Source organism: Coprobacter fastidiosus, assembly GCF_982245605.1.
Genome location: NZ_CEVCIF010000040.1, coordinates 1 through 16,773 on the forward strand (window position 1 = coordinate 1; position 16,773 = coordinate 16,773).

9 protein-coding genes are annotated in these 16,773 nt (G+C 41.3%); all 9 read left to right on the forward strand.

Going from position 1 to position 16,773, the window contains the following annotated elements:
• Positions 1-310: 310 nt before the first annotated feature.
• The 9 genes from AC0UMU_RS10395 to AC0UMU_RS10435 all read left to right on the forward strand — a co-directional run bounded on the left by AC0UMU_RS10395 (position 311) and on the right by AC0UMU_RS10435 (position 16,767).
• Positions 311-2,470 (forward strand): alpha-amylase family protein, encoded by a 2,160-nt coding sequence (locus AC0UMU_RS10395; protein ID WP_288641500.1) that lies wholly within the window; start codon positions 311-313, stop codon positions 2,468-2,470.
• 61 nt (positions 2,471-2,531) lie between these two features.
• Positions 2,532-3,863, forward strand: coding sequence for an IPT/TIG domain-containing protein (locus AC0UMU_RS10400; protein ID WP_288641502.1), 1,332 nt, complete (start codon positions 2,532-2,534; stop codon positions 3,861-3,863).
• A gap of 34 nt (positions 3,864-3,897) precedes the next feature.
• Entirely contained in the window at positions 3,898-7,017 is a 3,120-nt protein-coding gene (locus AC0UMU_RS10405; RefSeq protein WP_288641505.1) for a SusC/RagA family TonB-linked outer membrane protein, read from the forward strand.
• Positions 7,018-7,047: 30 nt separating this feature from the next.
• Entirely contained in the window at positions 7,048-9,072 is a 2,025-nt protein-coding gene (locus AC0UMU_RS10410) for a RagB/SusD family nutrient uptake outer membrane protein (RefSeq protein WP_278716753.1), read from the forward strand.
• 32 nt (positions 9,073-9,104) lie between these two features.
• Positions 9,105-10,058, forward strand: a complete 954-nt coding sequence (locus tag AC0UMU_RS10415) for a BT_3044 domain-containing protein (protein ID WP_278716749.1) — start codon at positions 9,105-9,107, stop codon at positions 10,056-10,058.
• Positions 10,059-10,187: 129 nt separating this feature from the next.
• Positions 10,188-12,440, forward strand: coding sequence for a GH92 family glycosyl hydrolase (locus AC0UMU_RS10420; protein WP_288641509.1), 2,253 nt, complete (start codon positions 10,188-10,190; stop codon positions 12,438-12,440).
• A gap of 28 nt (positions 12,441-12,468) precedes the next feature.
• Complete coding sequence (locus tag AC0UMU_RS10425) at positions 12,469-13,887, forward strand: glycoside hydrolase family 30 protein (protein ID WP_288641512.1); 1,419 nt, start codon at positions 12,469-12,471, stop codon at positions 13,885-13,887.
• 10 nt (positions 13,888-13,897) lie between these two features.
• The gene (locus tag AC0UMU_RS10430) at positions 13,898-15,319 is read left to right on the forward strand and encodes a glycoside hydrolase family 30 protein (protein WP_286263054.1); all 1,422 of its coding nucleotides are present in this window, start codon (positions 13,898-13,900) and stop codon (positions 15,317-15,319) included.
• A gap of 29 nt (positions 15,320-15,348) precedes the next feature.
• Positions 15,349-16,767 (forward strand): glycoside hydrolase family 30 protein, encoded by a 1,419-nt coding sequence (locus tag AC0UMU_RS10435; RefSeq protein WP_288641515.1) that lies wholly within the window; start codon positions 15,349-15,351, stop codon positions 16,765-16,767.
• Positions 16,768-16,773: the final 6 nt, after the last annotated feature.

The window sequence follows — 16,773 nt, forward strand, 5'->3', positions numbered from 1 at the left end:
GATATGAAAATTAGATACGAGAGGTGGAAATGTGTCTGATTAGACGTTCGTTTAAATAGACAACAAAAGGGACGGATTGATAATTTTTCTATGTCGCTTAATAATATCTATTTAATATGAAATCAGATTCTAAAAAGAGAGAGGATTTTTTTATTTGATTAAACGAACGTTTTCTTAGACAGCGAAAGGGACTTCTATTTTTCGGAATCTCCCTCGTACCTGATCCTTAATTTCTCAATTTCCGTCAGTTTTCATATCCGATTTAAGACAAGATATTCGTGCCTTAAGAAATTTCTAATAAAATATAATAATGAAAAACGTCAACTTATTTGCAAAAGCAGTTTCGATTTACTGTATTTGTTTATTATCTGCAACAGTTACCGTACACTCGGCAACAAAGGATATGACAAACGGTAAATGGACCATCCGATTTAATGATGAGACCCGAAAAAGTGAATTTGTTAAAGACGGTACAACCATTCTACAAGACGTATCCGTCAAGTTTAAACATAATGCTTCGATTTTAGAAAGCTCATCATATTCCGATATAAAATTCAGTGAAGAGAATTATTCCGATGCAACAGGTGAATGCAAAAGATTTATTATAGAATATAAGAATACAGAAAATTCAACCTATCCGACGATACAACAATGTTTCTATCTATATCCGGATAAAGACTACTTTTTAACCGATGTATTTCTATTATCTTCAGGAACTTCGAAAATAGAAAGCAATTACATCGCACCGATATATACAGAAACACAAAATCGTTTTTTACCACAAGATGCCAATAATCGTTTTTTATTCGTTCCTTTCGATAACGATGGTTTCATTACTTACGGATCGCTTCCGTTATCCAGAGGAATAGATCCTACATCTTTAGGAGTGGGAAGGTACGCCAGAGATACGATCTCTTTCGAAGTGACATCCATATTTAACGGAGAAACACAAGAAGGTCTGGTTATAGGGTCTGTAGAACATGCTACATGGAAATCTGCCATACGAATGACAGGTAGCCCCCTATCTCAAGCTTATATAAACAAACTCGAATGTTACAGCGGAGCGACACACAGTATTACACGAGATGCAACCGATAATAACTGGTTGCAGCCTCACGGAGCTGTAAAAGGAACGAAAATAAAATCTGCCCGGATGTTGGTAGGTCTTTTCGATGATTGGCGCACCGGCATGGAAACTTTCGGAGACGTCAATGCACTTATCGCTCCAAAAAGAGAATGGAATAATCCGACACCTTTCGGTTGGAATAGCTGGGGCGGTATGGAAAGAAATATCAATTTTGACGGTGTTATTTCTGTATCAGATTTCATCAAAGAAAATATTCAAGGAAAGGGTCATTTCGGAGAAGACGGACTTGTTTTCGTAGGACTGGACTCCTTCTGGGACAATCTGAATTGGGAGCAATTGAAACAATTTGCCGATTATTGTAAAGCAAACGGACAAGTACCGGGCATTTATTGGACACCGTTCTGCGATTGGTTCCCAGAAAATGACCGCGCTCTCGAAGGCAATAACGGTTATTTTTATAGCCAAACGCATCTCAAAGTAAATGGTAAAACAAAAAAACTTTGCGGTGCCGGATGCATGGACCCGACCGCTCCGTCAACCCTGTCCCGTATTAATTTCTTTATCGACAAATTTAAAGCTGCCGGATTCAAATACTTAAAACTGGACTTTATGACCAACGGAATCGTAGAGGCAGACAGCTATTATAGAGATGATATTACAACCGGCGTACAAGCATACAATTTCGGGATGAAACATCTGAGAGAACGCTGCGGAGATGATATGTTTATCGTCGAATCCATAGCTCCTCTTTTCCCTGCTAATTATGCTCATGCCCGTCGTATAAGTTGCGATGCTTGGGGAGAAATGTGGCATACCAACTATATGATGAACAGTCTTTCTTTCGGTTGGTGGCTCAATCGGGTATATTGTTTTAATGATCCCGACCACTTGGTTATGGGAGACCGTAGCGATGCAGAAAATATGTCGAGAATGACAACCGGAGCTGTTACCGGCTATTGCATGTTAGGAGATAATTTAAGTACGAAAGGAACTTATATCGGCTCGGCAACATCTCAAGCCAAAGCTAAAAAATATGCCACATACGAAAAAGTCAACGATGTCATAAGACTCGGAAAATCTTTCCGCCCGGCATACGGACATAAAGTATTCGGAGATAACAGAGCCGTAGATCTGTTCTATTTAGAAACAGAAGACTCCTATTATATCGCTTATTTCAATTACAATGAAGGGGTAAAAAGCGGAACTCTCGACTTGAAAAAATTAAATATCGATCCGGATAACATCGATACAGGTAAAAGTTTTGAATGTTGGTCTTCCGATCCGGTAACTATCTCCGAAGGGATGTTGGAATACTCATTACCTAATAATCAGGCAAAATTGTACCATTTATTCAAAAAACAAAATACGCAACCCCAAAACTAACAATTAAGAAAATCAACATTACATGCGTTAATAAAAATTTATACATAAAATTAATTTCATCATGAAAAAACTCAGAAGTTTCAAACTGACAAGCAGTCTATGTGCTGTATTGTTAATGCTTGTTTTTGCTTCTTGCAAAGACGACAAAGAGAAATCTGCCACACATGACCCCAATAAGCCGATAACCTTAACCAATTTCTATCCGACCAATGGAGGTGTGGCTACCAAACTTATTCTGAACGGAGATAATTTCGGTTCGGATGCTAAAAACATCAAAGTTTTCATCAATGACAAACCGGCAGCCGTCATATCGTCTATCGGAAACAAGATTTATGCCATCTGTCCGAGAAAACCGGGTGAAGGTGACGAAAACCAGATTATCGACTGTAAGGTTAAGGTCAAAATCGGAGACCAAGAAGTCGAATATCCCGAACATTTTATCTACCAAATACAGACCGTAGTAACAACCGTCTGCGGAATTAAAGATGCTCCGGACGATGTAGTAACCGGTAACCTTGCCCAAACGACTATGCCTCCGGTAACTTACCTGACTATCGATAAGGACAACAATATTATTGCTTGTCTTCGTAACAGAAATAGCTATTACAACAATAATAAAGTTATTTTGGTAAATGAAGATGAAGATGCCAGTCGTCTGTTGATTCCGGATACAGGCGCTCCGTTGAACCAACCGTGTATGTTGGATGACGGAAATACAGTATATATCCCGACAGATAGTAATTTAGATTATTGGGTTATGTCTTCCGAAAATTTATGGAGTCCGATAAAACAAGCTTTAAAACCTGCCACAGGAGAACAAGTCAATATCAATTTTAAACATTCATTTGCCATGTGTACGATCGATGGCTATATGTACACTCGTGCTAAACAAAATGGTATCCTTTACAAATTCGACCCGAAAACCGGATTAACGATGCAAGTTGCAACCGGATTAATGTCAGAAAGTGACGCTTATATGGCATTCAGTCAGAAGAATCCTTCAAAACTTTATTTGGCATATACCAACAGTCATTGCATATATACTTATGACGTACTTACCAAAAAGCACGAACTGTTCGCCGGCATCGTAAATAATGCGGGATATCTCGATGGTATCGGTTCATACGCCATGTTCAATGAACCCCGCCAGTTGATTCTCGATGAAGACGATAATCTCTATATCGCCGATACGGAAAACCACGTAATCCGAAAAGTGACACCTCAAGGACAGGTCAGTACCGTAATCGGACAGGCCGGAGTTGCCGGATATCAGGATGGTGACCCGGAAGTAGCCCTATTCGACCGTCCTCACGGAGTTTGTATCAATAAAGAGGGAATTATTTATATCGGAGATTATGAGAACCAATGTATCCGCCGTCTGGCTATCGAATAACCTTAATTGCATCGAATAATTAAAATCTACCATAATGAAAAAAATCATATTTATAATTTTATTAGCGTGCTGTCAGATCGCAGTATTTGCTCAGCAAGCTGCTAAAACATTCACGGTATCGGGTACGGTAGTGGATGAAACCGACACACCGGTTCCCGGAGCCAGCGTATATGCCAAAGACCGAGCCGGTATGGGAACTGCCACGGACGTCGACGGAAAGTTCTCGTTAAAAGTCCAAAAAAACGATATTCTCGTTGTTTCGTTTTTAGGCTATGCTCCTTCGGAAACCGCCATTACCGGGCCTAAAAACGATCTGAGAATCAAATTGACACCCTCAGAACACCAACTTGAAGAGGCGGTTGTCGTCGGTATGGGAACTCAACGGAAAATAAGCGTGGTAGGTGCCGTAACCAATGTCAATGTAAAAGAGCTTCAGACTCCGGCTACAAACCTCGCCAACATGTTAGGTGGTCGTATTCCGGGTATCATTTCGGTACAACGAAGCGGAGAACCGGGGAAAAATATTTCGGAATTCTGGATCCGGGGTATCGGAACGTTCGGAGCAAATAGCAGTGCACTCGTTTTGATCGACGGATTAGAAGGAGATTTGAGTGAAGTGGACCCTGCCGATATCGAAAGTTTCTCGGTCTTGAAAGATGCTTCGGCAACAGCCGTTTATGGAGTAAGAGGTGCAAACGGTGTCGTATTGATAACGACCAAAAGAGGTACTGCCGATCGGTTGCAAATCACCGGACGTATCAATCTGACCGTTTCACACTTAACAAACATGCCCGAATACCTGAACTCGTACGAATATGCCAAATTGGCCAATGAAGCTCGAGCTGTACGAGGCGACAGACCTCTATACTCGGATATAGAAATGGACCTGATCAAATACCAACTCGATCCGGATCTTTATCCCGATGTAAACTGGCAAGACGAACTTTTACACAAGAATGCCTTACAACAGACCTACTTCATCAATGCCCGAGGCGGAGGTAGCTTAGCTCGTTATTACTTAAGTATGGGTATGTCCAATGAATCGGCAGCCTATAAACAGGACAAGAACTCTAAATATTCGGCAAAAGTGGGATACCGCACGGTAAATTACCGTTCGAATTTGGATATAAATCTTACGAAAAGTACGGCTCTCTATTTCGGTGCCGACGGATTTATCTCCACCAAATCGGAACCGGGGAACAATGATACGGATGCGCTTTGGGCGACTCAACGCAATTTGACTCCGATTACCATTCCGACAATCTATTCGACAGGTCATCTGCCGGCTTATGGTGTCGATAATGCATATTCTCCATACGTGATGTTAAACAAAACAGGTATGACCAATATCCGCCATTACCGGGGAAAAGCGACATTGGAATTGAAACAAGATTTATCTATGCTCTTAAAAGGGTTAAAAATACGGGCGCAAGGGGCTTACGATACCGAAACGAACCTGAAAGAGATCCGGTCGATTCGTCCCGAAATGTACTATGCCCAAACTCGTAAATATACCGGAGAACTTGGGATCATTCAACGTGTAGAATCAGAACCGGCCAAATATACCCATGAAGATGAACAATTCTATAAAGTGCATTTCGAAACAACGGCCACTTACGAAACCACAGTTGCCAAAGAACACCGACTATCCGCATTGCTTTACTATTATATGAGCAGCGAACAACGAATGAATAAAGACATAGACGCTAAGGCAGAAACATTACGAAGCATGTATGCCATACCTATACGCTACCAAGGATTATCCGGACGTATTACTTACGGATTTCGGGATACCTACTTCATGGACGTAAACTTCGGATATACCGGATCTGAAAACTTCCAATCCGGACATAGGTTCGGGTTCTTCCCCTCGGTTGCCGTAGGTTGGATTCCCACTCAATACAAATTTATGCAACGGGGATTGCCTTGGCTGAATTTCTTGAAAATCCGGGCATCTTACGGTACGGTAGGTAACGACCGATTAACCGATGAACGTTTTCCCTATTTGACTCTCATGGTCGATGGTGACGGAGGAGGCTGGGGAAGCAGTAGCGGATATATTACAGAAGAACGGGTCGGTGCCAACAATTTAAGATGGGAAAAAGCAAAAAAAGCCGACTTAGGTATTGAAGGACGTTTATTCAACGAAAAGGTGCAATTCGTTGTCGATTTCTTCCAGGATAAACGTGACGGTATTTACCAAAGACGTTCTCAAATTCCGAGTTATGTGGGACTGACTCAAATGCCTTTCGGAAACGTAGGAAAAATGAAAAGTTACGGTTCGGACGGAAACATCTCGTTCACTCAAGATTTCGGCAAAGACATGACTCTTACGCTCCGCGGTAATTTCACCTATTCCGCCAACAAAGTGGAAAACTGGGAACAGGCATTCCAACCGTATGACTACCAGAACTACACGGGATATGTCAACAACGCTTTCCGAGGGTATATCGCTTTAGGTCTTTTCCGGGACGAACAGGATGTGGCACAAAGCCCGAAACAGACATTCGGTGAATATATGGCGGGAGACATCAAATACAAAGATGTAAACGGTGACGGGGTAATCGATGAAGATGATAAAGTACCTTTGTCTTATCCGAACTATCCGCGTCTGATGTACGGTTTCGGAGGTGAATTCCGTTACAAACAGTTTACATTAGGAGTCTTGTTCAAAGGAACCGGAAATACCGATTACTACTATGTAGATGACAACGGATATTGGGATAAAGGAAAAAACGGTGAAGGCTATATTCCGTTCTATAACGGAGCTACCGGTAACGTACTGAAAATCGTTGCCGACCAGAAAAACCGTTGGACTCCGGCTTCCTATTCCGGTGATCCCTCTACGGAAAATCCGAATGCCAGATTCCCGAGATTAAGTTACGGGAAAAGCGCGAACAACACGCAATTCTCGACTTTCTGGAAAAGCAATTCTCGTTATTTGAGATTGCAGGAAATCAATTTAAACTATAATCTGACCGCCGGAAAGATTCTGAAAACGTTAGGCGTAAGATCCTTAGACCTGCAATTTGTCATATCGAACCTCTGCGTATGGGGGCCGGAGAAATTATGGGATCCGGAACAAGCCGATCATAACGGTGGCGCTTACCCGATTCCTACTCAGTACGCATTCCAGATGTATGTAAATTTCTAATAAAAACATTACGAAAAATTTTCGACAATTATGAACAATATAAAAAAGATAGTCTGGCTTATCGTAGCATTACCGATTATCGGCATAATCAGCTCATGTGACGATTTCCTCGATGTCGATCACTACTTCGACGATACTTTAAAATACGACTCCGTATTTGCATCCCGAAAAAATTTGGAAAAATATCTTTGGGGAGCAGCCGGAGAACTTCCCGATGAAAGCGCCATCTTCGGAGACGATGTAGCTCCCGGTGTAACAGCTTCCGATGAAATCTTCACGCTTATGAAACAAGATCTATTTCACGGAAAAGCCTTGACATTAGGAGAAGTAAGTCCGTCAAACCTGTGCGGCATGAACTCATGGGATCCGGCTTACAAAGTGATCCGGAAAGCCAATATGATCCTTGCCCGTATCGGAGAATGTAAAGACATTACCCCATTGCAACGGGCAGAACTGATCGGATACACACACTTCCTTAGAGGATATGCCTACTATTTCATCCTGATGAACTACGGACCGGCAGTGATTGTCGGAGATCTGGTATTCGATAACAACCAAGACGCATCGTACTATGAACGGCAACGCAGCACATTCGATGAAACGGTCGATTATATCTGTTCCGAATTCGAACTGGCAGCCCAAAATATCCCCGCAGATGCCCCGATTTTAAATTTCGGCCGTCCGACCAAAGGTGCGGCATACGCTCTGATCGCCCGGGTGCGGCTGCATGCAGCCAGCCCTGCATTCAACGGAGGATCGGCAGCATACCGCTATTTCGGAAACTGGAAACGTAAATCCGATGGAGTTTATTATGTATCACAAACCTACGATGAACGGAAATGGGCGTTAGCTGCCGCAGCAGCCAAACGGGTAATGGATATGGGCCGTTACACACTTCATACAGCAGAACGCGTATATTCTAAACCTGGCGGAGACGCAACAGAAGTCACTCCGGAACTGCCCGAAAATGTATCGAATGCCGATTTTCCTTATGGAGCAGGAAATATCGACCCGTTAAAATCATACGCCAATATGTTTAACGGAACGACGTATCCGGTACAAAACAAAGAGTTGATTTGGGGTAAATATTCGGATAAAATACGAGACTATACTCGTCAGTCATTCCCCATCTACATGGGCGGGTACAATGCGATGTGCCTGACTCAAAAAGTGATCGATGCCTACCTGATGCAAGACGGGAAAACGATAGAGGAAGCCCGAGCCACCGGTGAATACAGCGAAACCGGAAACTCCCGAGTCTTAAAATATTTCTCCGGATACCGCCTACTAAGAGGAACATACAATATGTATGTAAACCGGGAAATGCGTTTCTATGCTTGCGTAGGATTCAACGGCTGCTATTGGCCGGCCACGTCTTGCACAAATACCGATGTCAGAAACCAAACCGTATATTATTACAAGGGAGGAAATGCAGGGCCGCAGACGGCCGGTTCTTCACAACAAGAGCAAAATCAATGTATAACCGGATATGTGCTGAAGAAGTATATTCATCCGGAAGACAATTGGTATAACGGAAACGGTGCGACACGGGTAAATAAGGTGTTCCCGATTATCCGGTATGCAGAAATTTTGCTTTCTTATGCCGAAGCAATCAATCATTTGCAAAGTTCGCATACGGTAACTCTGCCCAGCGGACAAACCTATACGTTCTCCAGAAATTCGAATCTGGAAGACATGTTATTTGCATTCAACCAAGTACGTTTCCGCTCGGGACTTCCCGCTTTGAAACCGGAACAATACACTTCGGAAGACGCAATGGACGAACAGATAAAAAGAGAACGCTTTATCGAATTTTTGTGCGAAGGACGTCGTTTCTACGATGTACGTCGGTGGGGTACTTATGAAGAAGAAGAAAATGTGCCCATAAGCGGAATGAATGTTAATGTCGGTCTCAACGATGGTTACTATACCCGTACGATCATGACCCACTCCGATTACAGAAACCGAGTTGTCGACAAGAAAACCGTATTCTTACCGATAGAACGGAATGAGATATTGAAATCCCGACTATTGGATCAGAATCCGGGATGGTAATCATATAAATCACAAAAACAATACAGTTTATTATGAAAAAAATATTAAATATAGGATTGCTTCTTCTAACTTTGACCGGAATAACCGGATGTAACGAAGACGAACAGTTCGAAGGCGAATTATATAAAAAAGTCATTTATCTTTTGAGCGATGATAATAAGGCTTTTCAGTCTGTACACGAATTCGGGAAAGAGAGTACCGGATATGTAAGTGTTTGTTGCGGAGGTACTGAACATGTCAAACAAGACGTTACAATAGAACTGGAACCGGATGATCAAATCCTGGCCCAGTACAACAAAATAAACTTCGATATCGAAGAATCGAAATTCGCAAAAGAACTGAAATCCGACAGATATAATATCCCGACTTACCGAACCGTATTGAAAGCGGACAGCGAAGACAACTATGCTTTGGTACCTATTTCTGTCAATCCCGAAGGTCTGAGTCCTGATTCGATCTATATGATTCCGCTCCGGATAAAAAGCACCTCGAACTATGAGATCAATCCGGACAAACAACAGGTTTTATATCAAGTCGTACTCAAAAACGAGTATGCGACTATGGAATCGACGACCCACTATCAGACTGCGGGAACCGAGATCAAACATACGACCATTGGAGATAAAGCCAACGGTTCGAACGTAACCCGAGTCGTAGCTCCAATCAATAAAAACCGAGTACGGGTATTTGTCGGGACTCATACTTATACACCGGGTAAAGTGACTAAAGAAGATATCGACAAATACGGCATGTATCTTACGATCAATGACGACAAATCCATTACCATAACTCCCTGCGGAAGTCTGCAAGTGGAAATGATCGGCGGCACCGAAGATAATTACTATGAAATAGATAAAAAAGGCAGACAGATATTCTATCTGCACTACAAATATTTCGACACCAATGTTACGGTAACGGATGATAAAAACACCTGGACCGAAGACTGCTGGATCACGATGGAAGAAAAGGGTATACGATCGTTATAAATACGCATAACACTTCAATTTAAGAGCAAAATGAGTCTAAAATGCTATTTTTAGACTCATTTTTTATACAAAAAACAACCTTTTCGGAAGTATCTTTACGAAACGAAACACACAAAATACCGAATACGTATGAGAAACATCTTCTTACCGATCTTATTTATTTTCTTTTTTTCATATAGTACTTATGCAAAAAAGTCTCCCGTCGATTATGTAAACCCTTATATGGGTAACATCAGCCATTTGCTGAAACCGACCTATCCTACCGTACATCTGCCGAACGGAATGCTGCGCATATATCCTCAACGGGGAGACCACACGGAAAGCTATATTCACGGACTTCCGATAATCGTAGTCAATCACCGGGAAAACTGTTGTTTCAATTTATCTGCTTTTCAAGGATATGAGTCTCAACTGTCTCCTGTTATCAGAACCGATTATGACAATGAACAGATTATGCCCTATTACTACAAATCGGACATCGATAACCAACAGATAAAAGCCGAATTTACCCCGACATATAGGGCTGCGATCTATCGATTGACATATACTCAAAATAAACCGGGATACCTTATTCTAAATTCCGGGAACGGAGAAATGGAAATCGAAGGAAACTCAATCAAAGGATACCAAAATACTTGGGGAAATACCCGAGTATATATTTATCTCGAAACCGATATTATACCTTCAAAATCCGGAATATTGAAAGACAAAAAACTAAACACCGCACAGACCAAAACCTCTGGAGACAATTCTTGTGCCGTTTTTTGTTTTGACGGTCAAACACAAATAAACGCCAGATACGGAATTTCGTTTATCAGTATAGAACAAGCAAAGAAAAATTTACAAAATGAAATACCCGATTTCAATTTCGACAAAACAAAAAACAACGGACGCAAAATATGGAACGAAGCTTTAGGGAAAATCGAAGTAAAAGGTGGAACTGAAAATGATAAAACCGTTTTTTACACCTCTTTGTACCGTTGTTATGAACGTCCGGTAAATATCAGTGAAGACGGTTACTATTACTGTGCATCCGACCGGAAAGTACACAAGGACGATGGCCATGCCTACTATACGGACGATTGGTTATGGGATACCTACCGGGCAACGCATCCGCTGCGTATATTGATCGATGCAGATGTCGAAAACGATATTCTCGTTTCATTTATCCGAGCTGCAGAGTTATCGGAAAAACAGTGGTTCCCGACATTTCCGGCGATAACCGGAGATTCACGCAGGATGAACTGCAACCACGGTGTTGCAACGATTGCCGATGCATGGGAAAAAGGTCTCCGGAACTTCGATCTGAAAAAAGCTTACGAATACACCCGTAAAGGAATAGAGGAAAAGACTCTTGCGCCATGGTCTTCGGGAGATGCCGGATGGCTCGACCGTTTTTACAAAGAAAACGGATATATCCCGGCTTTGGCTCCGGGAGAAAAAGAAACAGTTCCCGAAGTAAACGGTTTTGAAAAACGCCAGCCGATCCCCGTCACTTTAGGAACGGCTTATGACCAATGGTGCTTGTCGCGAATAGCTGCCGCCTTAAACAAAAAAGATGAATCGGAATATTATCTGAAATGTTCTTATAATTACCGTAACGTTTTTAATCCTCAAACATCGTTCTTCCATCCGAAAGATAAGAACGGGAACTTCATAGAACCGTTCGATTATCGTTTTTCAGGAGGTATAGGCGCACGAGATTATTATGCAGAAAACAACGGATGGACATATCGCTGGGACGTACAACATAATATCGGAGATTTGGTGAATTTAATGGGTGGTGCCGAAAAATTCTCAGAAAATCTCGATCAAACATTCAGCGAATGGTTAGGGCGAAACAAATATGAATTTTATGCCCAATTGCCCGATCAAACGGGGAATGTCGGACAATTTTCCATGGCAAATGAACCCTCTCTACACATTCCTTACCTATATAATTATGCAGGTAAACCTTGGAAAACACAGAAAAGAATCAGAGACCTCGTACATCAATGGTTCAGAAATGATGTTATGGGTGTTCCCGGAGACGAAGACGGAGGTGGACTTTCTTCTTTCGTGGTTTTTTCCATGATGGGCTTTTATCCGGTTACTCCGGGATCTCCATCCTATAATATCGGAAGCCCGTTCTTCAATGAAATAAAAATAAAATTAAGCAACGGAAAAACATTCTGCATTATCGGAAAATATTGCTCCGAAGAAAATAAATATATACAATCAGCAAAACTGAATGGTAAAGCGTGGGAAAAACCTTGGTTTTCTCACGACGACATAAAAAACGGAGGGAAGCTCGAATTCATAATGGGTGACAAACGTAATACCGAATGGGGTAGCGATATGAACAATGTTCCTCCTTCAGCACTCCCCTACCCGAAAAACTAAATTACCAAAATACAAAACAGATATATCTATGAAAACAGGAAAAAAACTTATCCCGATCTTATGCTGTATCGGCATTGCACATTTCTGTTCTGCACAACAAGTCGAATGGAAATACACTACAAATAGCGATCGATGGCAGAACGAACATAATGTAACTGTCTCTAAAGCTCAAAATCAGGTTAAATATGACGTTCTGATTACATCTTATAAAGAACAGACAATCGATGGTTTCGGAGGGTGTTTCAACGAATTGGGCTGGGATGCGCTTAATCTTCTCGACCCTCAGAAAAAACAGGAAGTACTGAACTCTCTATTCCACCCTACTGAAGGAGTATGTTTTACTTACTGCCGGACAACCATAGGAGGAAACGACTATTCTCGGAACTGGTACAGTTTGAATGATACGGAAGGCGACTTCAAGATGAAAAACTTCAGTATAGAACGAGATAAAGAAGCTCTTATCCCTTATATAAAATCGGCATTAGCAATAAACCCGGACATGAAATTGTGGGCATGTCCATGGAGTCCTCCGACATGGATGAAAACAAACAGACACTATGCAACCAAATCGGGAGACCATAATGATCTTAAAGAAGAAGATCAAGTTCTGGAAGGAGATCACTTCATACAAGAAAAAAAATATCTCGATGCTCATGCTCTTTACTTGTCAAAATACGTCAAAGCATACCAAAAAGAAGGTATAGACATCTCTATGATACAATTCCAAAATGAACCGTATTCACGTCAGCAATGGCCGACTTGTCTATGGACACCCGACGCCATGCGAAACTTCATAGCAAATCATTTAGGTCCGTTGTTCAAAAAAAAGCTTCCGGACGTAGAATTATGGCTCGGTACACTCAACTGTAACCGTATGGAAGACGTAAACCTCGTAATGAGCGATCCTAAAGCTCGGAAATATATCAAAGGTATCGGATTACAATGGGAAGGTAAAGATATTATTGCCGAAATACATCGAAAATATCCCGAAATAAGATTGATGCAGACTGAAAACGAAGCAGGAGGCGGAACTTTTGACTGGGGCGCTGCAGAACATACATTCGATTTGATCAGAAAATATATCGGAGGAGGAGCCAATGCTTATATGTACTGGAATATGGTTTTACAGGATAAAGGGACAAGTACATGGGGATGGAGTCAGAATGCAATGATCGTTATCGACTCAAAAACCAAACAAGTAAATTATACTCCTGAATTTTATGTTATGAAACATCTCAGTCACTATGTAAAACCCGGAGATTATAAACTAAAAACATTGGGTCAGGATGAGAATTTATTAGCCTTCAGAAATAAAGAAGGAAAAACGATAATTCTTGTTGCTAATAAGGAAGATAAAATCAAAAATATGACGGTTTCAATAAACGGGAATGTATTGAATCTAAGTCTCAAACCGAAATCCTTCAATACTTTATCTATAAAACTCTAAAAAAACGATTATGAACACGAAATCAATATATACAGTATTTTTGTCGGTCATTATCAGCGCCGGAGTTTCTGCACAAAAAGTTGAATGGAAATACTCTACTCAAGATAATTACTGGAAAAACGGAAAAGGAATAAAGTGGTCTGACTCCCCTGAAAAAACAGGAGAAGTTATCCGAATATCTGATGAAAAAGCCCAATATATCGATGGTCTGGGCGGTACTTTCAATGAACTCGGATGGGACGCTTTATGTACTTTACCCGAAGAAAAAAAGAATGAAATTCTTTATAATCTGTTCAGCCCGAAGGAATCCAACTATACCTATTGTAGAATGCCTATCGGAGCCAGTGATTTCGCTATGAATTTCTATTCTCTGAACGACGTTGTCGATGATTTCGATATGATCAATTTCAGTATCGATAGAGACCGGCACATATTGATGCGCTATATCAAAGAAGCTCAGAAAATTCACCCCGGCCTGAAAATCTGGGCATCGCCTTGGTGTCCGCCGGCTTGGATGAAAACCAATAACCATTATGCCAGCGAATATGATAACAGCCCCGTCAATCATAACGGACTACCGCAAAAAAGAGCATTGGAACTGCCTACCACCGGATTTAAGATGCAACCGGGATATTTAGATGCCTACGCTCTCTATTTCACTAAATTCGTTCAAGCTTACGAGAAAGAAGGTATCAAAATCGAGGCTGTAAATATTCAGAACGAGCCTTGTTCGACTCAAAAATACGCCAGTTGTACATGGCGTCCGGAAGATATGGCATACTTTATCGGCAAATTCTTAGGACCGAAATTCGAAAAAGAAAACATTCAGACCGAAATATTCTTCGGAACAATCAACAGGGATAATCCTCAATATACCAAAACCGCCCTCGATGATCCCGCCGCATCGAAATATATCAAAGGGGTCGGATTCCAATGGGATGGTAAAGGGGCAATACCTACTATACACAAAGAATATCCTCACCTTAAAATGATGCATACCGAAGCCGAATGCGGTAACGGGTCGAACGATTGGGGTGCAGCCGAGCATACATGGTGGCAAATCAGCCATTATATGAGAAACGGAGCTCGAGTATTTACCTACTGGAACATGATTCTCGACCAAAACGGTATAAGTCCTTGGGGATGGAAACAAAACTCACTGATTACTATCAATACCGAAAACGGAGATGTCACCTATCATCCCGAATTCTATTTGATGAAACATCTGTGCCATTATATCGTTCCCGGTGCTTACCGGTTACAGACTCCGGACAATCAGGAAAACATTCTCGCTTTTGAAAATCCTGACGGAAAAATAACGGTAATGATCGTAAATCGAGAAAATCAGGAGAAAAATATTTCGCTCTCGCTTAAAGGGAAATATCTAAACCTAAAAGTAAGTCCGAAATCATTTAATACATTATCGATATAATCAAACTTAAATTATTCAACATTACATCTATGAATAAAAGATTTTTATCTTTAATGATTTTTTCATTCGCCATTACCGGAGTTTCTGCTCAAAAAATTGAATGGAAATATTCTACACCGAATAACTACTGGGAAACAGAAAAAAACATAAAATGGTCGGATACTCCGGAAAATTCGAGTGAGATAATACCAATTTCAGAGAATAAGGCTCAATATATCGATGGTCTGGGCGGTACTTTCAACGAACTCGGATGGGACGCTTTATGTACTTTGCCCGAAGAAAAAAAGAACGAAATTCTTTATAATCTGTTCAGCCCGAAAGAATCCAACTATACCTACTGCAGAATGCCCATCGGAGCCAGTGATTTCGCCATGAATTTCTACTCTTTGAACGATGTTGTCGATGACTTCGATATGATCAATTTCAGCATCGACAGAGACCGGCACATATTGATGCGCTATATCAAAGAAGCTCAGAAAATTCACCCCGGCCTGAAAATCTGGGCATCGCCTTGGTGTCCGCCGGCTTGGATGAAAACCAATAACCATTATGCCAGCGAATATGATAACAGCCCCGTCAATCATAACGGACTACCGCAAAAAAGAGCATTGGAACTGCCTACCACCGGATTTAAGATGCAACCGGGATATTTAGATGCCTACGCTCTCTATTTCACTAAATTCGTTCAAGCTTACGAGAAAGAAGGTATCAAAATCGAGGCTGTAAATATTCAGAACGAGCCTTGTTCGACTCAAAAATACGCCAGTTGTACATGGCGTCCGGAAGATATGGCATACTTTATCGGCAAATTCTTAGGACCGAAATTCGAAAAAGAAAACATTCAGACCGAAATATTCTTCGGAACAATCAACAGGGATAATCCTCAATATACCAAAACCGCCCTCGATGATCCCGCCGCATCGAAATATATCAAAGGGGTCGGATTCCAATGGGATGGTAAAGGGGCAATACCTACTATACACAAAGAATATCCTCACCTTAAAATGATGCATACCGAAGCCGAATGCGGTAACGGGTCGAACGATTGGGGTGCAGCCGAGCATACATGGTGGCAAATCAGCCATTATATGAGAAACGGAGCTCGAGTATTTACCTACTGGAACATGATTCTCGACCAAAACGGTATAAGTCCTTGGGGATGGAAACAAAACTCACTGATTACTATCAATACCGAAAACGGAGATGTCACCTATCATCCCGAATTCTATTTGATGAAACATCTGTGCCATTATATCGTTCCCGGTGCTTACCGGTTACAGACTCCGGACAATCAGGAAAACATTCTCGCTTTTGAAAATCCTGACGGAAAAATAACGGTAATGATCGTAAATCGAGAAAATCAGGAGAAAAATATTTCGCTCTCGCTTAAAGGGAAATATCTAAACCTAAAAGTAAAATCAAAATCATTTAATACAATAAATCTATAATCCCAC